General features: G+C 54.2%; 26 protein-coding genes. 14 read left to right on the top strand and 12 right to left on the bottom strand.

The annotated features are described in order from the left end of the window. Window positions 1-56: 56 nt before the first annotated feature. Both hemB and yhbY read right to left on the bottom strand, forming a co-directional pair. Window positions 57-1,058 (bottom strand): porphobilinogen synthase, encoded by a 1,002-nt coding sequence (hemB, locus tag KEM39_RS05645; protein ID WP_211709689.1) that lies wholly within the window; start codon window positions 1,056-1,058, stop codon window positions 57-59. 144 nt (window positions 1,059-1,202) lie between these two features. After that, window positions 1,203-1,487, bottom strand: coding sequence for a ribosome assembly RNA-binding protein YhbY (yhbY, locus tag KEM39_RS05640; RefSeq protein WP_118997462.1), 285 nt, complete (start codon window positions 1,485-1,487; stop codon window positions 1,203-1,205). A gap of 109 nt (window positions 1,488-1,596) precedes the next feature. Here yhbY and KEM39_RS05635 point away from each other — a divergent pair, with 109 nt between their 5' ends. The 10 genes from KEM39_RS05635 (at window position 1,597) to KEM39_RS05590 (ending at window position 10,233) form a co-directional block, all read left to right on the top strand. Then, complete coding sequence (locus KEM39_RS05635; protein WP_118997463.1) at window positions 1,597-2,217, top strand: RlmE family RNA methyltransferase; 621 nt, start codon at window positions 1,597-1,599, stop codon at window positions 2,215-2,217. Window positions 2,218-2,280: 63 nt separating this feature from the next. Next, a complete protein-coding gene (gene ftsH / locus KEM39_RS05630) occupies window positions 2,281-4,248 on the top strand; it encodes an ATP-dependent zinc metalloprotease FtsH (RefSeq protein ID WP_118997464.1) in 1,968 nt (655 codons plus the stop codon). 221 nt (window positions 4,249-4,469) lie between these two features. Next, window positions 4,470-4,901 (top strand): type II toxin-antitoxin system RatA family toxin, encoded by a 432-nt coding sequence (locus tag KEM39_RS05625; RefSeq protein WP_211709688.1) that lies wholly within the window; start codon window positions 4,470-4,472, stop codon window positions 4,899-4,901. Beyond that, the gene (locus tag KEM39_RS05620; RefSeq protein ID WP_114935128.1) at window positions 4,894-5,172 is read left to right on the top strand and encodes an RnfH family protein; all 279 of its coding nucleotides are present in this window, start codon (window positions 4,894-4,896) and stop codon (window positions 5,170-5,172) included. The genes KEM39_RS05625 and KEM39_RS05620 overlap by 8 nt, the downstream gene beginning before the upstream one ends. A 52-nt stretch (window positions 5,173-5,224) precedes the next feature. Next, the gene (pth, locus tag KEM39_RS05615) at window positions 5,225-5,803 is read left to right on the top strand and encodes an aminoacyl-tRNA hydrolase (RefSeq protein ID WP_118997466.1); all 579 of its coding nucleotides are present in this window, start codon (window positions 5,225-5,227) and stop codon (window positions 5,801-5,803) included. 59 nt (window positions 5,804-5,862) lie between these two features. Further along, window positions 5,863-6,069 carry a hypothetical protein gene (locus KEM39_RS05610; RefSeq protein ID WP_002237831.1) on the top strand — a complete coding sequence of 69 codons (207 nt, stop codon included), beginning with the start codon at window positions 5,863-5,865 and terminating at the stop codon, window positions 6,067-6,069. Next, window positions 6,066-6,425 (top strand): VanZ family protein, encoded by a 360-nt coding sequence (locus KEM39_RS05605; RefSeq protein ID WP_101122157.1) that lies wholly within the window; start codon window positions 6,066-6,068, stop codon window positions 6,423-6,425. Before KEM39_RS05610 ends, KEM39_RS05605 begins: the two co-directional genes overlap by 4 nt. Before the next feature lie 228 nt (window positions 6,426-6,653). Beyond that, on the top strand, window positions 6,654-8,069 hold the full coding sequence (locus tag KEM39_RS05600) for a DASS family sodium-coupled anion symporter (RefSeq protein WP_118997467.1): 1,416 nt from the start codon (window positions 6,654-6,656) through the stop codon (window positions 8,067-8,069). 105 nt (window positions 8,070-8,174) lie between these two features. Next, on the top strand, window positions 8,175-8,684 hold the full coding sequence (locus tag KEM39_RS05595; protein ID WP_118997468.1) for a peptidylprolyl isomerase: 510 nt from the start codon (window positions 8,175-8,177) through the stop codon (window positions 8,682-8,684). 166 nt (window positions 8,685-8,850) lie between these two features. After that, a complete protein-coding gene (locus KEM39_RS05590; RefSeq protein ID WP_211709687.1) occupies window positions 8,851-10,233 on the top strand; it encodes a phosphomannomutase/phosphoglucomutase in 1,383 nt (460 codons plus the stop codon). Window positions 10,234-10,288: 55 nt separating this feature from the next. Here the strand turns inward: KEM39_RS05590 and KEM39_RS05585 are convergent, their stop codons facing one another. From KEM39_RS05585 to KEM39_RS05575, 3 genes are read right to left on the bottom strand one after another with little or no spacing between them, the layout of a single operon-like run. Next, window positions 10,289-11,044, bottom strand: a complete 756-nt coding sequence (locus KEM39_RS05585; RefSeq protein WP_211709686.1) for an amino acid ABC transporter ATP-binding protein — start codon at window positions 11,042-11,044, stop codon at window positions 10,289-10,291. 9 nt (window positions 11,045-11,053) lie between these two features. Continuing rightward, window positions 11,054-11,770, bottom strand: a complete 717-nt coding sequence (locus tag KEM39_RS05580) for an amino acid ABC transporter permease (protein WP_192886315.1) — start codon at window positions 11,768-11,770, stop codon at window positions 11,054-11,056. Beyond that, entirely contained in the window at window positions 11,760-12,587 is an 828-nt protein-coding gene (locus tag KEM39_RS05575; protein ID WP_118997471.1) for an amino acid ABC transporter substrate-binding protein, read from the bottom strand. The genes KEM39_RS05580 and KEM39_RS05575 overlap by 11 nt, the downstream gene beginning before the upstream one ends. A 269-nt stretch (window positions 12,588-12,856) precedes the next feature. Here KEM39_RS05575 and KEM39_RS05570 point away from each other — a divergent pair, with 269 nt between their 5' ends. From KEM39_RS05570 to KEM39_RS05555, 4 genes are all read left to right on the top strand, one after another. Then, on the top strand, window positions 12,857-13,765 hold the full coding sequence (locus tag KEM39_RS05570; RefSeq protein ID WP_211709685.1) for a Dyp-type peroxidase: 909 nt from the start codon (window positions 12,857-12,859) through the stop codon (window positions 13,763-13,765). A gap of 232 nt (window positions 13,766-13,997) precedes the next feature. Further along, window positions 13,998-17,612 carry an exodeoxyribonuclease V subunit beta gene (gene recB / locus KEM39_RS05565; protein ID WP_118997473.1) on the top strand — a complete coding sequence of 1,205 codons (3,615 nt, stop codon included), beginning with the start codon at window positions 13,998-14,000 and terminating at the stop codon, window positions 17,610-17,612. Window positions 17,613-17,650: 38 nt separating this feature from the next. Beyond that, window positions 17,651-18,010 carry a rhodanese-like domain-containing protein gene (locus KEM39_RS05560; RefSeq protein WP_002244926.1) on the top strand — a complete coding sequence of 120 codons (360 nt, stop codon included), beginning with the start codon at window positions 17,651-17,653 and terminating at the stop codon, window positions 18,008-18,010. A gap of 124 nt (window positions 18,011-18,134) precedes the next feature. Then, window positions 18,135-18,614: a DUF302 domain-containing protein gene (locus KEM39_RS05555; protein ID WP_003680761.1), complete on the top strand. Its 480-nt coding sequence runs from the start codon at window positions 18,135-18,137 to the stop codon at window positions 18,612-18,614. Window positions 18,615-18,884: 270 nt separating this feature from the next. Here KEM39_RS05555 and radA read toward each other — a convergent pair whose 3' ends face one another. The 7 genes from radA to KEM39_RS05520 all read right to left on the bottom strand — a co-directional run bounded on the left by radA (window position 18,885) and on the right by KEM39_RS05520 (window position 25,886). Further along, entirely contained in the window at window positions 18,885-20,264 is a 1,380-nt protein-coding gene (gene radA, locus KEM39_RS05550; RefSeq protein WP_118997474.1) for a DNA repair protein RadA, read from the bottom strand. A gap of 161 nt (window positions 20,265-20,425) precedes the next feature. Beyond that, a complete protein-coding gene (gene hemE, locus KEM39_RS05545; RefSeq protein WP_118997475.1) occupies window positions 20,426-21,490 on the bottom strand; it encodes a uroporphyrinogen decarboxylase in 1,065 nt (354 codons plus the stop codon). A 153-nt stretch (window positions 21,491-21,643) separates the two neighbouring features. After that, complete coding sequence (locus KEM39_RS05540) at window positions 21,644-22,084, bottom strand: hypothetical protein (protein ID WP_002241347.1); 441 nt, start codon at window positions 22,082-22,084, stop codon at window positions 21,644-21,646. Between the two features lie 32 nt (window positions 22,085-22,116). Further along, window positions 22,117-23,340 carry a heme biosynthesis protein HemY gene (locus tag KEM39_RS05535; RefSeq protein WP_118997476.1) on the bottom strand — a complete coding sequence of 408 codons (1,224 nt, stop codon included), beginning with the start codon at window positions 23,338-23,340 and terminating at the stop codon, window positions 22,117-22,119. Further along, complete coding sequence (locus KEM39_RS05530) at window positions 23,337-24,671, bottom strand: uroporphyrinogen-III C-methyltransferase (RefSeq protein ID WP_192886316.1); 1,335 nt, start codon at window positions 24,669-24,671, stop codon at window positions 23,337-23,339. The genes KEM39_RS05535 and KEM39_RS05530 overlap by 4 nt, the downstream gene beginning before the upstream one ends. After that, on the bottom strand, window positions 24,658-25,446 hold the full coding sequence (locus KEM39_RS05525) for a uroporphyrinogen-III synthase (protein ID WP_192886317.1): 789 nt from the start codon (window positions 25,444-25,446) through the stop codon (window positions 24,658-24,660). The genes KEM39_RS05530 and KEM39_RS05525 overlap by 14 nt, the downstream gene beginning before the upstream one ends. A gap of 17 nt (window positions 25,447-25,463) precedes the next feature. Next, entirely contained in the window at window positions 25,464-25,886 is a 423-nt protein-coding gene (locus KEM39_RS05520; RefSeq protein WP_118997477.1) for a protein Gly1ORF1, read from the bottom strand. Between the last annotated feature and the right edge of the window lie 176 nt (window positions 25,887-26,062).

Raw genomic sequence — 26,062 nt, 5'->3', positions numbered from 1 at the left:
ACGCAAAATGCCGTCTGAAACCATGGTTTCAGACGGCATTTCAATCAAACCGAAAATCAACGCTTCAACATCTTTGCCGCCTCAATGGCGTAATAGGTCAAAATCCCGTCCGCGCCCGCGCGTTTGAATGCCAGCAGGCTTTCCAAAACCACTTTGCTGCCGTCCAGCCAACCGTTGGCAATCGCTGCCTGCAGCATCGCATATTCGCCCGAAACCTGATAGGCATAAGTCGGCACGCCGAACTCGTCCTTCACGCGGCGGACAACGTCCAAATACGGCAAACCGGGCTTGACCATCACCATATCCGCACCTTCCTGAATGTCCAACGCCACTTCGTGCAACGCCTCATCGGTATTTGCCGGATCCATCTGGTAGGTCTTTTTATCCGCCTTGCCCAAATTGCCCGAACTGCCTACCGCATCACGGAAAGGGCCGTAGAATGCAGAAGCATATTTGGCGGAATACGCCATAATCCGCGTATGGATATGCCCGGCATCCTCTAAAGCCTCGCGAATCGCACCAATACGCCCGTCCATCATATCGGAAGGAGCAACGACCTGCGCGCCCGCCTCTGCATGACATAAAGCCTGTTTCACCAAGACTTCTACGGTTTCATCATTCATCACGTAACCGTTTTCGTCCGTCAGTCCGTCCTGACCGTGAACCGTATAAGGATCGAGCGCGACATCCGTCATAATGCCCAGTTCGGGAAACCTCTCGCGCAAGGCGCGGACGGTCGTCGGCACCAGTCCTTCAGGGTTATACGCCTCCTGCGCACATTCTGTCTTATTTGCCGTAACGACAGGGAACAGTGCCAGCATGGGTATTCCCAAATTTGACGCTTCCTCCGCCGTAAACAGCAACCTGTCCAAACTTTGACGCTTCACGCCCGGCATAGAAGGCACATCCTCCTCGCGCGCCGACCCCTCCAATACGAACACCGGATAAATCAAATCATCGGCAGTCAGCGTATGCTCGCGCATCAGGCGGCGTGAAAAATCATCCCTGCGCATACGGCGCATACGCGAAGCCGGAACATTGCGATAAGGAAACTGCATAACATCCCTCCAATCATCCTGCAAATAACTCAAACCATTGAAACTTGTAACACAAAAACACTTACAGACGGCATTGGGCAGATATCCGGACAACCGTTTCCGCAACACCGAAAAAACGGCTGTTTCAGCATACCGCCCCTAAAATCAGGCTTCGATATTCTTACGCCACAATACCAAAAGTTTCCCGATATGCTGAACAGGTTGCGCGTCAACCGCCTCACACAAGGCATTGCAGATTTCGATACGCTCGGCACGGTCATCGCCGAGCACGCGCACCTTAATCAACTCGTGCGCCGTCAGCGCGGCATCGGTTTCCTTGATGACCGCGTCCGTCAGACCCTGTTGACCGACCATCACGACGGGATTCAAATGATGCGCGCGCGCTTTCAGTTCCAAAATTTCTTTGGTATTTAATTTTGTATCAGTCATTTTCCTACTACTTGAATAAAAAGAATAATGCGGCATTGTACGCGATTTGGCACGACATCGGCAAAATTAACGTACAATACGCGATTTACATTCCGACTCGCGAACCACTATGGCTGTACGTTCCAAATCCTCAAAAGCGTGGCTGCACGAACACATCAACGATCATTACGTCCATATGGCGCAAAAAGACGGCTACCGCGCCCGTGCCGCATACAAACTATTGGAAATTAACGAAAAAGATAAACTAATCAAACCCGGAACCATATTGGCGGATTTAGGCAGCGCACCAGGAAGCTGGTCGCAGGTTGCCGCCAAGCTAACGGGTACTTCCGGAGCAGTTTTCGCCTTGGACATCCTGCCTATGGAAGCCATAGGGGGCGTGTCCTTCATTCAGGGCGACTTCCGCGAGAACGACGTACTGGCACAATTCGAAACCTTGTTGGACAACCGCCCGCTCGACCTTGTAATTTGCGATATGGCGCCCAATATGTCGGGAAACGCCGTAAGCGATCAGGCACGCAGCTTTTATCTGTGCGAACTGGCTTTGGACTTCGCCTCGCAACACCTGAAAACCGGCGGCAGCTTTTTGGTCAAAGTCTTTCAGGGTGCAGGCTATCAGGAATACATGGCAGCCATGCGCAAAATTTTCGGCACGGTGCAGACGCGCAAACCCGAAGCCTCGCGCAATCGCTCCAGTGAGATTTATTTATTGGGCAAAAATAAACGCTGACAATACAGACAGCGTGTTTTACAATCATTTCCGTTTTACACCTCAATTATGGAGCCTTGCTAAGTGGGGAACACCTTTAAATCAATCCTTGTCTGGGTCGCCTTGGGTATCGGCCTGATGGCTGCGTTCAACGCTTTAGACGGCAAAAAAGAAGACAACGGGCAAATCGAATATTCTCAGTTCATCCAACAGGTCAACAACGGCGAAGTATCCGGCGTCAACATCGAAGGATCCGTCGTCAGCGGCTACCTGATTAAGGGCGAGCGCACCGACAAAAGCACCTTCTTTACCAACGCGCCTTTGGACGACAACCTAATTAAAACACTGCTCGACAAAAACGTCCGTGTAAAAGTAACGCCGGAAGAAAAACCGAGCGCGCTGGCTGCCCTGTTTTACAGCCTGCTGCCCGTCCTGCTGCTGATTGGCGCATGGTTCTACTTTATGCGTATGCAGACGGGCGGCGGCGGAAAAGGCGGCGCATTCTCATTCGGCAAAAGCCGCGCACGCCTGCTGGACAAAGATGCCAACAAAGTGACCTTTGCCGATGTCGCCGGCTGCGACGAAGCCAAAGAAGAAGTGCAGGAAATCGTCGATTACCTGAAAGCGCCGAACCGCTATCAAAGCCTGGGCGGGCGCGTGCCGCGCGGTATCCTGCTGGCAGGCAGCCCGGGAACGGGTAAGACGCTTTTGGCAAAAGCCATTGCAGGCGAAGCCGGCGTGCCGTTCTTCAGCATTTCCGGTTCCGATTTTGTCGAAATGTTCGTCGGTGTCGGTGCGAGCCGCGTCCGCGATATGTTCGAGCAGGCGAAGAAAAACGCTCCCTGTATCATCTTTATTGATGAAATCGACGCAGTCGGCCGCCAACGCGGTGCAGGTTTGGGCGGCGGCAACGACGAGCGCGAGCAAACATTAAACCAATTATTGGTTGAAATGGACGGTTTTGAGAGCAATCAGACTGTGATTGTGATTGCGGCAACCAACCGTCCCGACGTACTCGATCCGGCATTGCAGCGGCCCGGCCGCTTCGACCGCCAAGTCGTCGTCCCCCTGCCGGACATCCGGGGGCGCGAACAGATTTTGAACGTCCATTCTAAAAAAGTGCCTTTGGACGAATCGGTGGATTTATTGTCCCTCGCGCGCGGCACGCCCGGTTTTTCCGGCGCGGATTTGGCGAACCTGGTCAACGAAGCCGCCTTGTTTGCCGGCCGCCGCAACAAAGTCAAAGTCGATCAGAGCGATTTTGAAGATGCCAAAGACAAAATCTATATGGGCCCGGAACGCCGCAGTATGGTGATGCACGAAGACGAAAAACGTGCGACGGCGTATCATGAGTCCGGACATGCGATTGTTGCCGAAAGCCTGCCATTTACCGATCCTGTACATAAAGTAACCATTATGCCGCGTGGACGGGCACTGGGCCTGACCTGGCAGCTTCCCGAACGCGACCGCATCAGTATGTATAAAGATCAGTTGTTGAGCCAGCTCTCCATCCTGTTCGGCGGACGGATTGCCGAAGACATCTTCGTCGGACGCATCTCCACCGGCGCATCAAACGACTTTGAACGCGCAACCCAAATGGCGCGCGAAATGGTAACGCGCTACGGTATGAGCGACAAAATGGGCGTGATGGTTTATGCGGAAAACGAAGGCGAAGTCTTCTTGGGGCGCAGCGTAACCCGTTCGCAAAACATTTCCGAGAAAACCCAACAGGACATCGACGCGGAAATCCGCCGGATTTTGGACGAGCAGTATCAGGTTGCCTACAAAATCCTCGATGAAAACCGCGACAAGATGGAAACGATGTGCAAAGCCCTGATGGAATGGGAAACCATCGACCGCAATCAGGTACTGGAAATTATGGCGGGCAAACAACCCAGCCCGCCCAAGGATTACAGCCACAACCTGCGCGAGAATGCGGACGCGGCGGAAGATAACGCGCCGCACGCTCCGGCTCGGGAAGAAACCGAAGCACCCGCCCCGGCAGACACCGCTTCGACAGAGTCCGAACAGCAGCCTGAAAACAAGGCTTAACTTCCCGAACAAACGGCAGCCCGCAAGCTGCCGTTTTCCCATCCCGTTTTCAGACGGCATTTTCCGCTCAATGCCGTCTGAAACGCAAAGGCCGTATCGGTTTTTGCGAATCTGCGATATGGCGGTTTAAATCGAAATCAGAACGGGGCAAGGCTATCCCAGTTTAAAATTAAACCGCTATAATACCGCCTTTCGAATACACGCCCGCATTGGTGATGCCCGTGAAAAAAGTTGAAAAAAACATCTTGGTGCTGCACAGCGCGGACAAAATGTTCGAGCTGGTCGATAAGGTTGAGGATTACCCGCACTTTCTGCCGTGGTATAGCAAAACCGAGGTCATCGGGCGTAGCGGCAACGAACTGAAGGCGCGGCTGTTTATGGATTATATGCACGTTCGCCAATCGTTTGCCACGCACAACCGCAACATCCCCGGCAGGGAAATCCGTATGGAACTGCTCGAAGGCCCGTTCAAAACCTTACGTGGAACGTGGAAATTTATCGATTTGGGCGACGATATGTGCAAAATCGAATTCAACCTTGAATACGATTTTTCTAATGCCGTCTTATCCGCCTTAATTTCCCCCGTATTCAGCCACCTTTCCGCCACATTGGTCGAAGCGTTCGTCAAAGAGGCAGACCGCCGTTATGCTTGAAATTGAAATTGTGTACGGGCTGCCCGACAGGCAGGTTTTAAAAACGATGCGGGTTGAGGAAGGGACGCATATCCGCGCCGCTGCACTGCAAAGCGGTTTGGACGGCATATTTGAAGATTTAAACCTGCATTCCGCGCCTTTGGGCATTTTCGGCAAAGCCGTCAAAGACGACACGCCGCTGCGCGACGGCGACCGCATCGAAGTGTACCGCCCGCTGTTGATCGATCCCAAAGAAGCGCGCCGCAAACGCGTTCAAAATCAAGAAGAATAACCATGCCGTCTGAAGCCTTCAGACGGCATTCGACAGAAACACGGAAAATATCATGTCAAACACAATCAAAATGGTTGTCGGCTTGGGCAACCCGGGCAAAGAATACGAACAGACCCGCCACAATGCGGGTTTTTGGTTCCTCGACGAACTGGCGTGGAAATGGAAGGCTTCGTTTAAAGAAGAAAAAAAATTCTTCGGCGAAGTCGCCCGTGCCGCCCTGCCCGACGGCGATGTCTGGCTGCTCAAGCCGACCACGTTCATGAACCGTTCCGGACAGGCGGTTGCCGCGCTTGCGCAGTTCTACAAAATCAAACCCGAAGAAATTCTCGTCGTCCACGACGAACTCGACATTCCCTGCGGCAGGATTAAGTTCAAACTCGGCGGCGGCAACGGCGGACACAATGGGTTGAAAGACATTCAGGCAAAACTCGGCACGGCAGACTATTACCGCCTGCGCCTCGGTATCGACCACCCGGGCGACCGCAACCTCGTCGTCGGCTATGTCCTAAACAAGCCCAGTGCGGAACACCGCCAACAGATTGACGATGCCATTGCCAAATCCCTGCAGGCCATACCCGACATCATTTCCGGCAAATGGGAAGAAGCAACACGTTTCCTGCACAGCAAATGACCCAATGCCGTCTGAAGCCCTTTCAGACGGCATTCCCGCCATCAGCGAGAACCCGCACTATGTCCGAACTCAACCGGCTCATCCAAACCGAATCCGTTGCCGTCATTGAAGAAACTTTAAATTTCCTGCTCTACGAATGCAGCATAGACGATGCCCCCTCCGCCGAAGAAATTGCCGTTTGGCGCGATATGCTGGCCGCACGCGGCGGAAAATTCCTGCGCCTATCCAAACTATGCCGGACATGGCTTGAAGAGGAACAAGCATGAATCTGCCGCGCAACCGCTTTGCCATGCTTTCCGCATTGTGGTTTGCCGGCAGCATCTATGCGCTGCTCAGACCCGCCGAAACTGCGCCGCCGCCTTTTCCGCATTTCGACAAAGCAGCACACCTCGCCCTGTTTTTCGCACAAATCTGGCTTTTGACCAAAGCATTCAGAACAGGAAAACTTCCCATCCCCTACCGCAGCCTGATTGCGTTCGCCTTCTGTTTTGCCGTAGTCAGCGAATGCGCTCAGGCATGGTTTACCGCAACGCGAACCGGCAGTTTGGGCGATGTTCTTGCCGACCTGACGGGCGCAGCCCTTGCCCTCTTTACCGCGCGAGCTGCCGACCGCATGGACTGAATCGGTTTATTTCTCCCAAACAGGATAAATCCCCCTGATGCATCCTGTTTTTCTCCTTACATATCAATCCCATCTCATAAACAAAACCAACAAATCGTTTACAATATATTTACACTACATCGGATTACAAATATACTCGAACCAGTTGCAGAACCGGCGGTTTCACAAACCGTTTCGGATTGCACGACACAAAAGAAAAACCGATTTTGTTGCCTTAAAGGAGCATTCATGAACCTGCATGCAAAGGACAAAACCCAGCATCCCGAAAACGTCGAGCTGCTCAGTGCGCAGAAGCCGATTACCGACTTTAAGGGTCTGCTGACCACTATTATTTCCGCCGTCATCTGTTTCGGCATTTACCACATCCTGCCTTACAGTCCCGATGCCAATAAAGGTATCGCGCTGCTGATTTTCGTTGCCGCACTTTGGTTTACCGAAGCCGTCCACATTACCGTAACCGCACTGATGGTGCCGGTTCTCGCCGTCGTACTCGGTTTCCCCGATATGGACATCAAAAAGGCAATGGCAGGTTTCGCCGACCCGACAATTTATATCTTCTTCGGCGGTTTCGCACTCGCCACCGCCCTGCATATGCAGCGTCTCGACCGCAAAATCGCCGTCAGCCTGCTGCACCTGTCGCGCGGCAATATGAAAGTGGCGGTTTTGATGTTGTTCCTCGTTACCGCCTTTCTGTCCATGTGGATCAGCAACACCGCGACCGCCGCGATGATGCTGCCTTTGGCAATGGGTATGATGAGCCACCTCGACCAGGAAAAAGAACGCAAAACCTATGTCTTCGTTTTGCTCGGCATTGCCTATTGCGCCAGTATCGGCGGCTTGGGAACAGTCGTTGGTTCGCCGCCGAACATGATTGCCGCCAAAGCCCTGAATCTCGATTTCGTCAGCTGGATGAAACTCGGTCTGCCCATGATGCTGCTGATTCTGCCGCTGATGCTGTTCTCCATGTACGTCATCCTCAAACCTAATTTGAACGAGCGCGTGGAAGTTAAAGCCGAATCGATTCCGTGGACTTTGCACCGCGTCATCGCATTGCTGATTTTCCTTGCCGCTGCCGTCTCTTGGGTATTCAGTGCCAAAATCAAAGCCGCATTCGGTATTTCCAACCCCGATACCGTTATCGCCCTGATTGCCGCCGTCGCCGTCGTCGTCTTCGGCGTGGCGCAATGGAAGGAAGTCGCCCGCAACACCGACTGGGGCGTATTGATGCTCTTCGGCGGCGGTATCAGCTTGAGCGCGCTGCTGCAATCTTCCGGCGCATCTGAAGCACTGGGCCAGCAAGTTGCTTCCACATTCTCCCATTCTCCTGCATTGCTGGTGATTTTCGTGGTTGCCGCCTTTATCATCTTCCTGACCGAGTTCACCAGTAACACGGCTTCTGCCGCCCTGCTTGTGCCCATTTTCGCCAGCATCGCCGCGCAAATGGGCCTGCCCGAACAAGTCTTGGTATTCGTCATCGGTGTTGGCGCGTCTTGCGCCTTCATGCTGCCGGTTGCCACACCGCCTAACGCGATTGTGTTCGGCACGGGCTTAATCAAACAACGCGAAATGATGAATGTCGGCATACTGCTGAACATCCTCTGCGTAGTATTGGTTGCTCTGTGGGCATACTTCTTCCTGATGTAAATCCGATTCCCTAAAACGATGCCGTCTGACATAATCCGTTCAGACGGCATTGGATTTTCCGCAAGCCTCCCAATTTTGCCTGTGATTTTCAACGAAAGGAAACATATGATTATCCTGCACACCAACAAAGGCGACATCAAAATCGAACTCGATTTCGACAAAGCCCCCGTTACCGCCGAAAACTTCGAGCAATACGTCAAAGACGGCTTCTACGACGGCGTAATCTTCCACCGCGTCATCAAAGGCTTCATGATTCAAGGCGGCGGCATGGATGAAAACATGAACGAAAAAGAAACCCGCGATCCGATTCAAAACGAAGCGTCCAACGGCCTGCCCAACGATAAATACACCATCGCCATGGCGCGTACTTCCGATCCGCATTCCGCCAGCGCGCAATTCTTCATCAACACTGCCGACAACGCCTTCCTGAACTTCCGTTCTAAAGAGCTGTACGGCAAAACCGTCGTCCAAGACTGGGGCTATGCAGTATTCGGTAAAGTCGTTGACGGTTTTGACGTTGTCGATGCCATCGAAGGCGTATCCACCAAACGCCACGGCTACCATGACGACGTACCGACCGAACCTGTCGTCATCATTAAAGCCGAAGCGGTATAAACCGGCAATCCGAAAGCAGCCTGCACAAAGGCTGCTTTTATTTCAGACGGCATGTTATTTGATGTAACCGGGCTATGCCGTCTGAAAACCGGACGCAAGCCTTCAGACGGCATACCGCTATGTTAAAATACGCCCGTTTTTCCTAAACGGACACAAAGGAAACCTTATGGCAAGCATCGCCCGCGACATCTTCAAAGCCTACGATATCCGAGGCATTGTCGGCAAAACCCTGACCAACGAAGCCGCCTACCTTATCGGCAAAGCCATCGCCACCAGAGCCACCGAAAAAGGCATTACCCGCATCGCACTCGGCCGCGACGGACGCTTGAGCGGTCCCGAACTGATGGAGCACATCCAACACGGCTTTACCGACAGCGGCATCGACGTCCTCAACGTCGGCATGGTCGCCACCCCCATGCTGTATTTCGCCGCCATCAACGAATGCGGCGGCAGCGGCGTAATGATTACCGGCAGCCACAATCCGCCCGATTACAACGGTTTCAAAATGATGCTCGGCGGCGACACGCTTGCCGGCGAAGCCATCCAAGAACTTTTGTCCATCATTGAAAAAGACGGTTTTGCTGCCGCCGGCAAACAAGGCAGCGTCACCGAAAAAGACATCTCCGGCGAATACCTCAAACACATTACCGGACACATCAGGCTCAAACGCCCGATGAACATCGCCATTGACGCGGGCAACGGCGTGGGCGGCGCGTTTGCCGGCAAACTCTATAAAGGCTTGGGCAACGAAGTTACCGAACTTTTCTGCGACGTGGACGGCACTTTCCCCAACCACCATCCCGACCCATCCAAACCGAAAAACCTGCAAGATTTGATTGCCGCGCTGAAAAACGGTGATGCCGAAATCGGCCTGGCGTTTGACGGCGATGCCGACCGCTTGGGCGTGGTTACCAAAGACGGCAACATTATTTATCCCGACCGCCAACTGATGCTGTTCGCGCAAGACGTGTTGAGCCGCAACCCCGGCGCGAAAGTCATTTTCGATGTCAAATCCACACGCCTGCTTGCCCCGTGGATTAAAGAACACAGCGGTGAACCTGTAATGGAAAAAACCGGCCACAGCTTTATCAAATCCGCCATGAAAAAAACCGGCGCGCTGGTTGCCGGTGAAATGAGCGGCCACGTTTTCTTTAAAGAACGCTGGCTCGGCTTCGACGACGGTCTGTACGCCGGCGCGCGCCTCTTGGAAATCCTGTCTGCCTCCGACAATCCGTCCGAAGTGTTGGACAAGCTGCCGCAAAGCATTTCCACGCCCGAACTCAACATCGCCCTGCCCGAAGGCGGCAACGGGCATAAAGTGATTGAAGAACTTGCCACCAAAGCCGAATTTGAAGGCGCAACCGAAATCATTACCATCGACGGCTTGCGCGTTGAATTCCCCGACGGTTTCGGACTGATGCGCGCTTCCAACACCACGCCGATTTTAGTATTGCGTTTTGAAGCGGATACGCAAGAAGCGATTGAGCGTATTCAAAACCAATTCAAAGCAGTCATTGAAAGCAATCCGAATCTAATCTGGCCGCTGTAAACATCGAAAAAATGCCGTCTGAAGGCTTCAGACGGCATTTTTCACAAATGGCCAATCAAATCTTGGCAGATTGGATTTGGCTTAAAAATTTCCGCGTCCGTTCGTGTTGGGGGTGGTCGAACAACTCTTTCGGGCTGCCTTGTTCGACAATAACGCCGCCGTCCATCACGACGACGGTGGTTGCCACTTCTAAGGCAAACTTGATTTCGTGGGTCACGACAACCATCGTCCAACCTTCCCGCGCCAATTCCTTCATAGCGTTCAACACGTCTTGCACCAATTCGGGGTCGAGTGCGGAAGTGGGTTCGTCAAACAGCATCAATTCAGGCTGAATCGCCAATGCGCGGGCAATGCCGACGCGCTGCTGCTGACCGCCGGAAAGCTGGTAGGGATACAAATCCACTTTATCGCCCAAACCGACTTTTTCAAGCAATTTCAAAGCTTCTTCGCGCGCTTGGGCGGCAGGTTTGCCTTGTACGGCAACCGGTCCTTCCATCACGTTTTCCAAGGCGGTTTTGTGCGGGAAAAGGTTGTATTGTTGGAACACCATGCCGGATTTTCGGCGCAGCGCCAAGATGTCGTGCTTTGTCGTTTTTTTGGAAAAATCGATTTTCAGCGGTCGCTCGTTGTTGAACTCGATTTGTCCGTCTTCGGGCATTTCCAGCGCGTTTAAACAGCGCAGAAACGTCGTTTTGCCCGAGCCGGAAGGCCCAAGGATGACGACCACCTGCCCTTTGCCCACATCCAAATCGATGCCGCGCAAAATAGTGTTTTCGCCAAAGGTTTTGCGGATATTGCGGATTTTAATCATGGCTTTCCCTTATTTGGCGACATAGCGGTCGAAGCGTTTTTCCAAGCGCGCCTGAATTAAAAACAGCACTTTGCAGAAGCACCAATAAACCAACGCGGCTTCGATATAAACCGGCAAAAAGTCATAAGTGCGGTTTGCCGTTTCCTGCGCGACGCGGAACAATTCCGTTACCGTTACCACCGCTGCGAGCGAGGTGTTTTTAAACAAGCCGATAAACTCGTTGCTCAAAGGCGGTACGGCAACGCGGAATGCCTGTGGCGCGACAATGCGGCGGAACGTCTGCATATAGGTCATGCCGATGGAGAAACCTGCTTCCCATTGGCCTTTAGGTACGGACAAAATTGCCGCGCGTATGGTTTCGGAAGCGTATGCGCCGACATTGAGCGAAAAGCCGATGATGGCTGCAGGAATCGGGTCAATATAGATGCCGACGGAAGGCAAACCATAGAATACGATGACCAACTGCACCAACAGCGGCGTACCGCGAATGACGGAAATATAAAATTCCACCAGCTTCAGCAAGCATCTTTGGAAAATGCCGCCGGAGGGCATGATTCGCACCAAAGCAACGGCTACGGCAATAATCATGCCGATAACGAAAGAAGCGATCGCTAAAGGCAAAGATACTGCGAAGCCGGCTTTGACCATAGGCCAAAACGCGCTGATGAGCATATCAGCGCGTGTTTCCGTCATAAACGGCAGGGAGGCAAGGAAATTATTTAACACTGATGTCTTTTCCGAAGAATTGTTCGCCCAGTTTTTTCAGCGTGCCGTCGGCTTTCAGCTCATTGATTGCCGTACTGAATTTTGCCACGACTTCGTCATTGCCTTTATTGACAATCAAGCCGGAACCGACTTTTTCATCGGCAGGCGCGGACCAAACGATTTTCACGCCGGCATTCGGGTTTTTCTTCAGGTAGTCCAATACCGCCAATTCGTCGTTCAGGGTTGCATCAGCACGTTTTTGTTCAATCAGAGTCAGCGATTGCGCCAAACCATCAACAGCCACCAAATCTGCGCCTGCAGCTTTGGCTTTTTCGCCGTAGTTGCTGGTCAGGGATTGTGCGGTTTTCACACCTTTGATGTCGTCGATAGATTTGATGTTGCTGTCTTTACGGGCAACCAAAACCGCACCGCTCCAGCTGTAAGGCTCGGATTTGTCAAAAGTCGCTTGACGCTCAGGGCTGGTCAGGCCGACTTGGTTTGCCACCACGTCAAAACGGCCGGCTTTCAAGCCTGCCATCATCGAATCCCATTGCGTTTCTTTAAATTCAACTTTGATGCCCAGTTTTTCCGCCACGGCGCGGGTTACTTCCACATCGTAACCGGTCAGTTTGCCGTCTTTGTCGTGGTAGGTAAATGGTGCGTAAGTGCCTTCCGTGCCGACGGTAACCGTGCCTTTATTGTTGATGCGCTCGATTAAAGAACCGGAAACTGCCGATTGTGCAGGCGCGGAAGATGCTCCGCTGCCGCCTTCCGAACCGCCGCAGGCCGCCAAAACCAATGCGGTCATACCGCCGAGTATGAATTTTTTCAACATCATCCTCTCCTGTAAAAAGTGTGCAAGTGCGGCATTCTAAGTGAAATTGCGGCAAACACAAAGAATACTTTTTTATATGGCTATTCCAAACCGGAATGGAAAAGATATGCCGAAGCCGCCGGAAGCGGGAATAAAGGCGGCAGGCGGCACGAAACCGAAAAGCAGCATCAGGTACGCAAACGGCGGATTCACGCACGCTGTTCCGGCAAAAATCCGCCTGCCGATTCGGTGCTATAATCCACCCGAAACAGATGACACCAAAAAGGAACATCATGAACACACCCCAATCCGCCATCATTCCCGACCACGCCCAAGCCGGTATCTTTATCGAAGCCGACTTCGCCGCCAACCGCCTCAACGATATTAAAGCCGCCTGCCGCGCTTCGCTTGACGCGTTAACTGCCTTGAAAGCCCGCTTTCCAGACGATATTTTGGGTCTGACCATCGCCTTCGGCAGCGAAGCCTGGAAAACATTCGGACACACGGACGAAGGCAGTGAAATTAAACCCTTCCCCAAAATGGGCAATGGGCTTGCACCATCCACGCAGCACGATATGTACATCCACATCCAATCCTTCCGCCAAAACGCCGCCTACGCGCTTGCCCAATCTGTTTTGAGCGCATTCGGCGACAGCATATGCGTCGCGTCCGAAGAACACGGTTTGCGTCTGTATCAGGATCGTGGGCTGGACGGTTTCGTCGACGGCACGGAAAACCCGCAGGGCGATGAAAAAATCCGCGAAGTCGCCATCATCCCCGAAAGAAAACCCGATGCGGGCGGCAGCTATGTCCTGCTGCAAAAATACCTGCACGATTTGAAAAAATGGGATGCCGTCCCCGTCGCCGAACAGGAAGCCTCGGTCGGACGCAGCAAGGAAACCAACGATGAATTCAGCCGCGATGTCCGCCTGCTCGATTCGCACCTCGGCCGCGTCAACCTGAAAGAAAACGGCATTGGTCTGAAAATCGTCCGCCGCAGCCTGCCCTTCGGCAAAATCAGCGGCGAACACGGTTTGATGTTTACCGCATACTGCCGCACGCTGCACAATATCGAAGCGCAATTATTGAGTATGTTCGGCGATACGGACGGCAAAACCGACCTGCTGCTCCGGCACCTCTCCGCCGCCGTCTCGGGCGGATACTACTACGCGCCGTCTGTCGAACGCCTGCAAAACCTCTAAGCCAGACGATGCCGTCTGAAACCCTTTTTCAGACGGCATTTTCCCGTTTTATAGTGGATTAACAAAAACCAGTACGGCGTTGCCTCGCCTTAGCTCAAAGAGAACGATTCTCTAAGGTGCTGAAGCACCAAGTGAATCGGTTCCGTACTATTTGCACTGTCTGCGGCTTCGTCGCCTTGTCCTGATTTTTGTTAATCCACTATACCGTCCAACCGTTTTCCGAGCGCGCACTATGTCTGCAAGCATCCAAGCATTCGACCCGCTGACCGTCCCCATTTCCGGCACCAACCTGATTGAGGCCTCTGCCGGCACCGGCAAAACCTACGGCATCGCCGCCCTGTTTACACGTTTGATCGTATTAGAACAAAAAAACGTCGAGCGCGTATTGGTCGTTACCTTCACCAAAGCCGCCACCGCCGAGCTGAAAACACGCCTGCACGCGCGTTTGGACGATGTGTTGCAGGTTTTAGAAAGCAAAGAAATTGCCAAACTTGGAGACGACACGCTTTCAGACGGCATTGCCGCCTACTGCGCCGAACACCACGAAGGCGACACCTTCCTGCCCGAACTCTTAAAACAGGCTTTGCAAAAAGAGGGCCGGACGCGTCTGATTGTCCGCCTCAAAGCCGCCATCGGGCAATTCGACAACGCCGCCATCTATACCATCCACGGCTTCTGCCAGCGTATCCTGCGCGACTACGCCTTCCTGTGCCAAGCCCCATTCGATGTCGAACTGACCGAAGAAGACGGCGACCGCCTGCTTGTCCCAGCGCAAGATTTTTGGCGGGAACGCGTCAGCAATGATCCAGTGCTTGCCGAATTGGTTTTCAAACGCAAAGCTGTGCCGCAAACCGTCCTTGCCCAAATCCGCGCCTACCTGTCCCGCCCGTACCTGAATTTCCGCCGTCCGCAAACCGATTTGCCGCAAGCTCGGGGCTCCGCTTTGGCAAGCTGGCAAAACATTTGCGGAAATCTGACTGAATTAAAAGAAACTTTTTGGCGCATCCACCCCCTTTTAAACGGCAATTCGTATCGGAAAAACAGTTTTATCGAACTGTTCGACGCATTGGAACAAAAAGCCCTGTCGCCGGATTTGCCCTTTTTGGAGGCAAAGCTGCACGAACGGCTCTTGAAACTCTCATCCGACAAACTCGAAGCCGGACTGAAAAAAGGTAAAACGCCCGATGCGGCAACATTTGCCGAATTGCAGAAACTGGCAGACTTCGGGCGCGATTTGGACGCACTCGAAGAAGCGGAAGAAGCAACAATGATCCGGCTGCAACTGGATTTCATCGAATATCTCAACCGCAGCCTTGCCGAGATGAAAAAATCGCGCCGCGAACGCGGTTTCGACGACCTGCTTCTCGATGTCCACACCGCGCTGACCGACAATCCGCACGCCGAAACCCTCGCCCGCGCCGTTGCCGAAAACTGGGAAACCGCGCTGATCGACGAGTTCCAAGACACCGACCCGCTGCAATACGAAATCTTCCAAAAAATCTTCATCACCCAAAACCGCCCGCTGTTTCTGGTCGGCGATCCCAAACAGGCGATTTACAGCTTTCGCGGTGCGGACATTTACGCCTACCTTCAGGCGGCGGAAGACGCGCGGCACCGCTACACGCTCGCCACCAACTACCGCAGCCACGCCGCGCTTATCGGCAGCATAGGCGCGTTGTTCCGCCTTAAAGAACGCCCGTTCGTTTTGGAAAACATCGGCTATTCGGAAGTCGGTGCGGCGCGTGCCGAAAGCAGGTTGTCCCCCGAACGTCCTGCCGTACAGGTTCGTTGGCTGCACGAAAACGACAATGAAAAAGCCAACAAAGACGTTTTGCGTCGGCGCGCCGCCGACTATTGCGCCGACGAAATCGCCCACGCACTCAACGAAGCCGCCGAATGCCGTCTGAATTTCAAAGACCGTCCGCTGCAGTCCGGCGATATTGCCGTGCTGGTCCGCACGCACAACGAGGCGGTGATGATTTCCGCCGCCCTGAAAAAACGGCAGGTGCAAAGCGTTCTGCTCTCGCGCGAATCCGTGTTCGCCTCGCCCGAAGCTGCCGCCCTTTCCGCACTCATCAGCTTCTGGCTCGAACCGCGCCGCGCCGGAACGCTGCGCTTTGTCCTGACAAGCAGCATATTCGGTTATGACGCGCAGCAATTGCACGACTTCAACCAAAACGAAAGCGAGATTTTGCATTGGGCGGAATCTGCCCGAACCGCGCTCGACAACTGGAATCAATACGGCATTTTCGCCGCTATGCAGCAGTTTTCCCAAACACACGGCATCGAAACGCGCCTCTTAAGCCGGAACAACGGGCGCAGCCTAACCAATTATTTCCAACTGCTCGAACTGCTTGCCGCCGAAGACGCGCAAAACCGCAACCCCGCCGCGCTGCACAAATGGCTGCGCGATCAGATCAGCCTGGCCGGCAACAACGGCGGCGACAACCGATCCATCCGTCTGGAAAGCGACGAAGATTTGGTCAAAATCGTTACTATGCACGCCTCGAAAGGTTTGCAGTATCCGCTGGTGTACTGCCCGTTTGCGTGGGACGCGCAAGATACCGGACCGTCCGACTGGCAAATCCTCCACCAAAGCGCAAACCGAACCGAACTGTTGGCAAAGGCGCAACTGTCGGAAGACGAACAGAAGCAATACGCCGATGAGGAAATGGCGGAACGCCTGCGCCTGCTTTATGTCGCGCTGACGCGTGCCGAGGAACAGCTCAACATCTACGCCGCATACTCCACCAATACTGCCGACAACCCCCTCGCCTACCTGATTGAAAGCTTGCCGCAAGACAGCCGCGAAACCGTCCGCCAAACCTATGACCGGGAAAAAGACGGCATCGCGATGCTCAAACGCAACTGGCGGCGCGTGGCGGACAACGCCCCAGCCGGCACGGATTTCGCCTTCACAGAAGATGCGCCGCCCCCTGCCGCCTATCGCGGCAACGCCGGTCAAACCGCCGAATTTGCCGCAAACAGCATTCCCGAACGCAGATTCCGATTTGTCCGCCACACCAGCTTTACCGCCTTAAGCCGCCAAAGCCAAACGCCCGACGGCGGCGAAGAAGATGCCTGCCCGTCCTTGGATGCCGCCGAAACCTCGGTAGCGGCGATGCCGTCTGAAACGCCGACGGCTTCAGACGGCATATCGATACACGACTTTCCGAAAGGCACGCAGGCGGGGCTGTGCCTGCACGAAATTCTTGAAGATTTCAAATTCGGACAAGCAGCCGCCGGACAGGAAACCCTCATCACCGACAAGCTGAAAAAATACGGATTTGAAGAAATATGGCTGCCTGCCGTTGCCGAAATGGCGGAAGCCTGCCAGAAAACGCCGCTGACGGGGGCATACTGCCTGTCCGACATCCCGCCCGAGTGCCGCTGTCCCGAAATGGGCTTTACCCTCCACACCGAAGACTTCGGCCTCAAACGGCTGCGCGACTGGTTTGCCCGCGACGACATCAGGCTGCCCGAAGTCTGCCGTGCCGCTGCCGAAACGCTCGACTTCCACACCGTCAACGGCTTTTTAAACGGCTTTGTCGATATGGTCTGCCAAGACCCCGACGGCAATATCTGCGTCATCGACTACAAGTCGAACCACCTCGGCACGGACGCATCCGCCTACACGCAACAGGCAATGGACGAAGCCGTCGCGCACCACCACTATTACCTTCAGGCACTGATTTACGCCGTTGCCGCCGCACGCTACTTCAAGCTGCGCGGACAACCGCCCGCCGCCGTTTCCGTCCGCTACCTGTTTTTGCGCGGATTGGATGGCAAAGGCGGCGGCGTTTGGCGTTGGGACATAGATGCCGACACTTTGGAACAGATAAAATAACTTCCCGTCCCTTAAGACGACAACCGCAGGAGAACCCTATGAATATCAAACACCTGATTACCGCCGCACTCATTGCCTCAGCCGCCTTTGCCGCGCAGGCAGCCCCGCAAAAACCCGTATCCGCCGCCCAAACCGCGCAACATTCAGCCGTTTGGATCGATGTCCGCAGCGAACAGGAATTTAGCGAAGGGCATTTGCACAACGCGGTCAACATCCCCGTCGACCAAATCGTCCGCCGCATACACGAAGCCGCGCCCGACAAAGACACGCCGGTCAACCTCTACTGCCGCAGCGGACGGCGTGCCGAAGCCGCCCTTCAAGAGCTGAAAAAAGCAGGTTATACAAATGTTGCCAATCACGGCGGTTATGAAGACCTGCTCAAAAAAGGGATGAAATAACGCAATGCCGTCTGAAAGGACAGGCTTTCAGACGGCATACGGCACTCCGGCACGCGGCGCAACATCAGGCGCGGCGCGTGCCGCCCCGTCCGAAGCCTGATAAACAAACCGATAAGGAAATACGATGAAACACATACTCCCCCTGATTGCCGCATCCGCACTCTGCATTTCAACCGCTTCGGCACATCCTACCGGCGAACCGTCCACCCAAAACGAAACCGCTATGACCACGCATACCCTCACCTCAAAATACAGCTTTGACGAAACCGTCAGCCGCCTTGAAACCGCCATAAAAAGCAAAGGAATGGACATTTTTGCCGTCATTGACCATCAGGAAGCCGCCCGCCGAAACGGCTTAACGATGCAGCCGGCAAAAGTCATCGTCTTCGGCACGCCCAAAGCCGGCACGCCGCTGATGGTCAAAGACCCCGCCTTCGCCCTGCAACTTCCACTGCGCGTCCTCGTTACCGAAACAGACGGCAAAGTACGCGCCGCCTATACCGATACGCGCGCCCTCATCGCCGGCAGCCGCATCGGTTTTGACGAAGTGGCAAACACTTTGGCAAACGCCGAAAAACTGATACAAAAAACCGTAGGCGAATAAGCCCGTCGCCGACATATGTCGGATGGAAACCAAACGCACACGCCCCTCATTCCCCCGAAGTCGGGAATCCAAGCGGTTGGGTTGCCGTGATTTCCAATCATTGCCGAAACGGACGATTCCGGATTCCCGCCCTCGCGGGGATGACGGGCGTGTGTGTTTTTGCCACATCACAGGCAACTTTGCCGCAAATCTTATCTGTCGCCGGTATGCCTTCTTGTTTCAATCCGCCACAAACCAAATGCCGTCTGAACCTTCAGACGGTATTTCCTTTTAATCCCTATCTTCCCGACAAATATCGATGGCTTCCTGCAAACTCGAAACGCCATAAATTTTCAGGTTCGGAAACTCTTTGGCGTTGCGCGGCATATTGGCTTTTGGGACGATGGCGCGTTTGAAGCCGAGCTTTTCCGCTTCTTTGAGCCGCTCTTGTCCGCGCGCGACGGGGCGGACTTCGCCGCTTAGTCCGATTTCGCCGAAAACCACGGTTTTTTCGGGCATAGGGCGGTTGCGGAAGCTGGAAAGCATCGCGAGGATAACCGCCAAATCCGCCGCCGGTTCGCCGATTTTCACGCCGCCGACGGCGTTTAAAAACACATCCTGATCGAAACAGGCGATGCCGCCGTGGCGGTTTAACACGGCAAGCAGCATCGCAAGGCGGTTTTGTTCCAGTCCGACGGTGAGGCGTTTGGGCGTGAAGCCGTGCGCGTCATCGACCAATGCCTGAATTTCGACCAAAAGCGGGCGGCTGCCTTCCTGTGTAACCAAAACGCACGAGCCGGGCGTATCGTCGCGGTAGCTGGCGAGGAAGATGGCGGACGGGTTGGACACGCCTTTCAAGCCGTTTTCGGTCATGGCGAACACGCCCAGTTCGTTTGCCGCGCCGAAGCGGTTTTTGATGGCGCGTATCATGCGGTAGTTGGAATGTTGGTCGCCCTCGAAATACAGCACGGTATCGACCATATGCTCCAATACGCGCGGGCCGGCAATCGCGCCGTCTTTGGTCACGTGTCCGACCAGTATCATAGCGGTGCCCATCTGTTTCGCCATACGCGTCAGTTGGGCGGCACATTCGCGCACCTGCGACACGGAGCCGGGGGCGGAAGTGATTTGGTCGGAATACATGGTTTGGATGGAGTCGATGACGACGACCTCGGGCTGATGCTGTTTCAAGGCCGTCTGAATCGCCTCCATGCGGATTTCGGCAAGCAGGTTCACGCCTTCGGTGGGCAGTTCCAAACGTTGCGCGCGCAGGGCGACCTGTTGGGCGGATTCCTCGCCGGAAACGTACAGCACTTTGCGGCTTTGCGCCATTTTGGCGATGGTTTGCAACAACAGCGTGGATTTACCGATGCCGGGGTCGCCACCGAGCAGGATGACCGCGCCGTCAACCAAACCGCCGCCCAATACGCGGTCGAGTTCGCTCATGCCGGTCGGATTGCGCGGCACTTCGGTCGCGGTAACGGCGGAGAGGGATTGGACGGTCGAGGTGTCCGCCGCCCAAGATTGGAAGCGGGCGTTTTTCGGCTCGGGCGCGGCTAAGCTTTCCTGAAGTGTGTTCCACTCGCCGCAATGCGGGCATTTGCCTTGCCATTTCGGGGAAGTGCCGCCGCATTCGGTGCATTGGTAAAGGGTTTTAAGCGTTTTTGCCATCGGTTTTCCCTGCATCTGAAAACAAAAATGCCGTCTGAAAATAGGGACGGTTAGGATTGCGCCAATATGGCAACGCCGCTATCCGTACATGGAGGGCTGGCGCATTGCCTTATTTTCCATCTCTCGGCTTCAGACGGCATATCGGGCAGTTTCCTGCCGGCTTACCCGCCGTGATACTGCCGCGACAACTCGTGTACGGTGTCGACTAAGATTTTGGCGTGTTCGGGGTCGGCGTGTTGGTTGATGCCGTGTCCGAGATTAAAGACATGACCGCTGCCGTGTCCGTAGTCGGCCAGGATGCGTGCGACTTCGGTGCGGATGGATTCGGGCGTACCGAAGAGGGCGAACGGATCGAAGTTGCCTTGCAGGGCGACTTGCTTGCCGACGCGGCGGCGTGCTTCGCCGATGTTGCACGTCCAGTCCAAGCCCAATGCGTCTGCGCCGATTTCCGCCATGCTTTCCAGCCACAGTCCGCCGCCTTTGGCAAACACGATGATGGGAACGCGTCTGCCTTCGCTTTCGCGTTTCAATCCGGCAACGATTTGGCGGATGTATTTGAGGCTGAATTCTTTAAACGCCGCATCGCTCAACACGCCGCCCCAAGTGTCGAAAATCTGCACAGCCTGCGCGCCCGCGTCGATTTGGGCGTTGAGGTAGGCGGTAACGGCTTGGGCGTTGGTATCGAGGATTTTGTGCAGCAAATCGGGGCGCGAGTACATCATGGTTTTGATGGTGCGGAATTCTTTGCTGCTGCCGCCTTCAACCATGTAGCAGGCGAGCGTAAACGGGCTGCCGGAGAAGCCGATAAGTGGTACGCGGCCGTCCAATGCTTTACGGATGGAAGTTACCGCGTCGAAAACGTATTGCAGTTTTTCCATATCGGGAACGTGCAGCTTGGCGATATCGGCTTCGTGTTGCAAGGCGAGTTCGAATTTCGGACCTTCGCCTTCGGCAAAATACAGCCCCAAGCCCATTGCGTCGGGAACGGTCAGGATGTCGGAAAACAAAATCGCCGCGTCCAAATCGAAGCGTTCCAAAGGTTGGATAGTAACTTCGGTCGCCAATTCGGTGTTTTTGCACAAATCGAGGAAGCTGCCCGCTTTCGCGCGCGTGGCTTTGTATTCGGGCAGATAACGCCCCGCCTGGCGCATCATCCAAATCGGCGTGTATTCGACAGGCTGTTTGAGCAGGGCGCGGAGGAAAGTATCGTTTTTCAAAGAAATCATGTGGGGCTTTCGGTTTGTTTGTAAAACGGGGAAGGAAAACGGTTTTCAGACAACCTTTGCAGCGGTTTCCGCAATGAAAGGGCGTCTGAAAAGGAAGAGACGGGCACATTTGCCTAGGTAATCATCAGTAGATGATTAAACGGCAGCAGGTTTTCATGGGGTTTCAATGGTGCGTTTATCTTCGATATGGATAACTTTGGGTTCTTCAGCATCACAATCGCGATGAGAGCGCCCTTCGATACCGATTTTGAAATCTTCATCCAATCCTTCTTCTTTTAGGATTAGCGTAAAAATTTCAGGATGATGGCATGAAACGGCATATCCATCGCCACTATCTAAAGTGATAATGCCAAAATCTGCAGATGGTGTTCCTATTTGAACCTTGCCCCATTTGCTTAATATCTCTTTAGCTTGTTTCTCCAGATCTTTTTCTGGTTCAAGTAAAATGACGCAAGTCCCATTTTCAAAGAGCACCCAAGATTTTTCGTTTCCATTAATGCTCTTTTTCCAAACATCAATTAACTTTTGGCGATAAGCAGGCGTTCCAATTTCAAATATTTCTTTCTTTTCCTTAAAGGAATCTGAAGGTTCCATCAAATTCTCCCAGATAAAGATATTTCCCAAAATCAGCTATGCTGCTCTAACGCTGCGTGGCGTTCGTCATCGGAGACGGCTTCCAAAACCAATTTGCGCTGTGCTTCGGCTTTTTGCGGCTGTTCGGTTTCGTCAAAGACTTTCGCCAACACCAGACGCGCCGAAACGCTCGGTTGCAGGGCGATACTGGCTTCCAAATAACCTTTCGCCTTGCCCCATAGCCGACGGCCGTAGGCGAGCCGGCCGAGATACATCAGCAGAAGCGCGTTATCGGGCTGTTCTTTCAGCCAAGAATCGGCAAAATCGATGGCTTTCTGCTGTTCGCGCTCGCCCAAAAAGCGCACGCTTTCGACAAAGGCTTCCAAAAGCTCGGGGCGGCGGTTGTGCGGATAATGCTGTTTGACCCATTTGACCGCATCGGCATACAGTCCCAAACGTTCGTACTTTTCCGCAACCGATACGCTCAATTCCCCGTTTTTGAGGCTGTCGGGAATCCGCTTCAGGCAGGTTTTCAAAGCGGCGGCATCGGCAGCATCCGCCAGCAGGCGGCGGTATGCCCAATTTTGATACCGTTCCATTTCCGATTTGCCCAACGCGCCCGCCTTGGAAAGTTTTTCGGTTTTTGCCAGAACCTGCAACGCGTCGCCCCTGTCGAAAGCGTAACGAAGTTGCAGACGCACGAGGCGCGTAAGGTTGGCATTCATCTTCGTCGCCGCATGAAGATTGGCTTCCGCCGCTTCGTAATCGCGCCGGTTCAACGCCGATTCCGCCAACAAAAGATAACGGGAAAGCTGCTGTTTTTCAGGCAGCTTTGCAATTTCGGCAAGGTAGCGGTCGCGCAGCTCGATGTTTTCCATCTGCCCGGCGGCGTGCGCGCCCAGCATCAATGCCAAAGTCCGGTTGTCTCCGGCCTCTTTGTTGCCCAACACGCGCGAAGCTTCGAGTTCCGCCTTTTCAAAACGCCCTTCAAAATACGCCAAACCCGCTTTGTTCAAGGCAAGCGCGGCTTTGCGTCCTTTGCGTGCCGAACCGAAACGCTGCATCTTTTCGGGGATATTGAGTACGCCGATAATGAATTTGAACAGGAAATACCACACCACGACGGCAATCAGCAAACCTAACACAAAGGCGTGCAGGTTGATTCTGAGCATGGTCTGTCCGAGTACGATATACACGTCGCCGGTGTAAATGCCCGAAGCCAGCGCCAGTCCGACGGCGGCGGCAAACAGGACGACAATCCAGACTACCGTTTTCATGCGCGTTCTCCTTTAGCGGACGGCGAACGCCCTGCCTTTTCCGGTACGGGCTGTTTTTTTGCAGGCTGTTCCGGTTTGCGTTCCGAAGGCAGGGACGGTGCTTCTATGGTCTTCACATCCGATGCGGCAGCCGGTTCGGAAGCCGCCTGTTCCGCTTCTTGATTTTCCGCCGCCGTCATGCGCGTACCGTCGCGATAGGCGCGGACGGCATTTAGGCTGTTTTTCAAACCGTCATCCGCAGTCATACGCACATCCAACGCCTTCAATTCCGCCAGTTCTTTCAGCCACGACTGCGTGGCGGGAGACTTGGCATCGAAATACTGTCTGACGGCGGCTTCGGCATTGTTCAAATCGCCCTGATAGACTTCGCTGTTGCGCTGCATTAATGCAGTCCGCGCATCCAAAAGACGGAGGCGCAGGTTTTCACGCACAAAATATGCCTGTTCCGGTGAAATCAGCATGGAATCGTTGTTTTCCAAACGGCGGATTTCGACCAGCCCCTTCAATGTGCCGAGGGATTTTTCCCATACGTTCTGCCACCATGAAGCGGAAGCGGCTTCGTTCTTCACCTGTACGCCCGGTTTCAATACGCCATCCAAAATCAGCGGCAGTCCGAATACGGCGGTTTCCAGCCTGTCGAGGCGCAATGCCGTGCCGGAAATATCGACATAGGGACGGTTTTTCAGTTCCGCCAAGTCGCTGCTGACCGCCTGTTTGATCGGCAGAAGCTCCGCCTGATCGAAACGGGACAGTCGGCTGTCGATATGCTCCAACACGCCGACGGCTGCCTGTATGTTGCCCGTCAGCACCAACTGCTGCGCCGCCATATCGAGCATCGCCTCGGCTTCGTCCGCCAGCCAGTCGGCGCGTCCTTTGGTCAGTTCGCGGTAGGCTTTTTGCGCCGTCGAAATCTGTTCGGCGTTGGTTTTGACATTGTCCCCCAAACGGTCGAGTTCGGACTGCATCGCCGCTTGGCGGTTGATGCCGTCTTTCAGCAGCGCGGCGTTTTCCGACTCGCCCAAGGCGGCTTTGTCGATTTTCTGGTTGAACGCCAATTCTTGGTTTTTCAGGACATTCTGCCCTTGTACGAACAAAAATCCGCCCGCGCCCAAACCCAAGGCCGCCAATACCAGGGCGCAGATTGCCAGGGCGTTGCCGCCGGCCTGTTTGACGACGAAGTGGCAGGTGTCCTCCTCGCAACCCGTACGCACATTGCCGGTTTGCACCTCGGATTCGGACTTTTTGTCCGGTAAAGAGGTTTCAGACGGCATTTCTTTTTGCACCGCCGCCCCGCTGACGGGTTCGGATGATTTGTTTTCAGGTTCGCCCACCGTTTTGCTCCTTATCGATTGGGTGTTTGGGGAAAGTCATACCGTCTGAAACGGAAATGGGGAAATAGGACAGCGCGGCTTCCAGCGAAGGGACGGTTTCGACCGAACACACGCCTTCGCGCTTCAATGCCTCCGCAATGCGCGGATGATGGGTAAAGTATAGCAAGGATTTGAAGAATCGGGAAAATTGCGGCGGAAGCTGCCCGAACAGCAAGCGCACCAGCTCGGTCGACGTAATATAGGCGGCGGCAATATTTTCGGTTTGGAAATTTTGAAAGTTCAAAGGTTTATGCCGTCTGAAATAGACTTCTGCCATCTCCGTCCGAAAACCTTTCTCCTGCAAGGCATTCATCAGAAAATCCCGCCCGCCGTGTCCGCGCACAAACAATACGCGCGCACCTTCGGGCAGACTGTTCCAAACCGTCAGGCGCAAAACCGCCTCGCTGTCGTTGCCGTCTTCAGGCGCGATGACCGTTCTGCCCAAACAGCGTTCCAATGCACGGCGGCTGCCCTGCCCTACGGAAATGTGCATCTTTATGCCGTCTGAAAGGTTAAGGTACGGGACGGCGGTTTCAACGGCGGTCGGACTGACCCAAAACACGGCATCCGCACGGGCATATTGTTCGGACAAAAGTTCCAGTCCGGCAGCATCTGCTTCGATTTCAATCGGGCTCAACACTTCCGCCTGCCATCCGGCACGACGGCAGGTTTCCACATCGTCCTTCGCCCTACCCGACGGACGGACAATCAGCATGATGGGGTTCACTGTTTCCATCGCCTTATCCGCCCCGATTACCAGGCAAAATCGTCATCGTCGAAATTCGCCTGCGCGGTTTTCGGCGTACAGTCGAACCGTGCGATTTCCTTGCCCCTACGCTCCACAAGGACACCGCTGCCTACTGCATGGGTCACGGAATCGAAGCCTGCATCTACGGTGTACATAAATTCGCCGTTTTGGAATTTCATCGTCGCCCAACGGCCTCTGCCCCAGCCTTGCCACCTGTCGGAACGCCCCAACAGATCAGCTTTGCTGTTGCGTATGGCAATTTCTTTTTTTGCCGCACTGCCGAACGAATATTCGTAAAGATTGCGGTTAATTTTTTGAACTTCTATATATTTGTTGTTGTCCGTTTTACAGGAAAACACCGTATCTGCCCACACAGTTTGGGCGGCAGCTGACAGAAGCAATACGGCAGAAAGGAACGTTTTTTTCATCGTATTTCCTTAATGGTTAAACCCCCGCCACTTGGACATCCGTCCTTCGTGGCAGCAGCATCAGATTTTATTTGAGAGGGGTGTAACCCCTTCCAAATTAGGGCAACACATAGGGCGGCACATATAGTGGATTAACAAAAACCAGTACGGCGTTGCCTCGCCTTAGCTCAAAGAGA

The sequence above is a fragment of the Neisseria sp. Marseille-Q1983 genome (assembly GCF_018224585.1).
Taxonomy (GTDB): domain Bacteria; phylum Pseudomonadota; class Gammaproteobacteria; order Burkholderiales; family Neisseriaceae; genus Neisseria; species Neisseria polysaccharea.
The sequence above is the reverse complement of the archived record's forward strand: the minus strand, read 5'-3'. Positions and strand labels throughout refer to the sequence as shown.

Excerpts from the sequence above, each read along its gene's own strand:
- hemB (WP_211709689.1), bottom strand. The coding sequence starts at position 1,058 with ATGCAGTTTCCTTATCGCAATGTTCCGGCTTCGCGTATGCGCCGTATG.
- yhbY (WP_118997462.1), bottom strand. The coding sequence starts at position 1,487 with ATGACTGATACAAAATTAAATACCAAAGAAATTTTGGAACTGAAAGCG.
- KEM39_RS05635 (WP_118997463.1), top strand. The coding sequence starts at position 1,597 with ATGGCTGTACGTTCCAAATCCTCAAAAGCGTGGCTGCACGAACACATC.
- KEM39_RS05620 (WP_114935128.1), top strand. The coding sequence starts at position 4,894 with ATGCTTGAAATTGAAATTGTGTACGGGCTGCCCGACAGGCAGGTTTTA.
- pth (WP_118997466.1), top strand. The coding sequence starts at position 5,225 with ATGTCAAACACAATCAAAATGGTTGTCGGCTTGGGCAACCCGGGCAAA.
- KEM39_RS05610 (WP_002237831.1), top strand. The coding sequence starts at position 5,863 with ATGTCCGAACTCAACCGGCTCATCCAAACCGAATCCGTTGCCGTCATT.
- KEM39_RS05605 (WP_101122157.1), top strand. The coding sequence starts at position 6,066 with ATGAATCTGCCGCGCAACCGCTTTGCCATGCTTTCCGCATTGTGGTTT.
- KEM39_RS05600 (WP_118997467.1), top strand. The coding sequence starts at position 6,654 with ATGAACCTGCATGCAAAGGACAAAACCCAGCATCCCGAAAACGTCGAG.
- KEM39_RS05595 (WP_118997468.1), top strand. The coding sequence starts at position 8,175 with ATGATTATCCTGCACACCAACAAAGGCGACATCAAAATCGAACTCGAT.
- KEM39_RS05590 (WP_211709687.1), top strand. The coding sequence starts at position 8,851 with ATGGCAAGCATCGCCCGCGACATCTTCAAAGCCTACGATATCCGAGGC.
- KEM39_RS05585 (WP_211709686.1), bottom strand. The coding sequence starts at position 11,044 with ATGATTAAAATCCGCAATATCCGCAAAACCTTTGGCGAAAACACTATT.
- KEM39_RS05575 (WP_118997471.1), bottom strand. The coding sequence starts at position 12,587 with ATGATGTTGAAAAAATTCATACTCGGCGGTATGACCGCATTGGTTTTG.
- KEM39_RS05570 (WP_211709685.1), top strand. The coding sequence starts at position 12,857 with ATGAACACACCCCAATCCGCCATCATTCCCGACCACGCCCAAGCCGGT.
- recB (WP_118997473.1), top strand. The coding sequence starts at position 13,998 with ATGTCTGCAAGCATCCAAGCATTCGACCCGCTGACCGTCCCCATTTCC.
- KEM39_RS05560 (WP_002244926.1), top strand. The coding sequence starts at position 17,651 with ATGAATATCAAACACCTGATTACCGCCGCACTCATTGCCTCAGCCGCC.
- KEM39_RS05555 (WP_003680761.1), top strand. The coding sequence starts at position 18,135 with ATGAAACACATACTCCCCCTGATTGCCGCATCCGCACTCTGCATTTCA.
- radA (WP_118997474.1), bottom strand. The coding sequence starts at position 20,264 with ATGGCAAAAACGCTTAAAACCCTTTACCAATGCACCGAATGCGGCGGC.
- hemE (WP_118997475.1), bottom strand. The coding sequence starts at position 21,490 with ATGATTTCTTTGAAAAACGATACTTTCCTCCGCGCCCTGCTCAAACAG.
- KEM39_RS05540 (WP_002241347.1), bottom strand. The coding sequence starts at position 22,084 with ATGGAACCTTCAGATTCCTTTAAGGAAAAGAAAGAAATATTTGAAATT.
- KEM39_RS05535 (WP_118997476.1), bottom strand. The coding sequence starts at position 23,340 with ATGAAAACGGTAGTCTGGATTGTCGTCCTGTTTGCCGCCGCCGTCGGA.
- KEM39_RS05525 (WP_192886317.1), bottom strand. The coding sequence starts at position 25,446 with ATGGAAACAGTGAACCCCATCATGCTGATTGTCCGTCCGTCGGGTAGG.
- KEM39_RS05520 (WP_118997477.1), bottom strand. The coding sequence starts at position 25,886 with ATGAAAAAAACGTTCCTTTCTGCCGTATTGCTTCTGTCAGCTGCCGCC.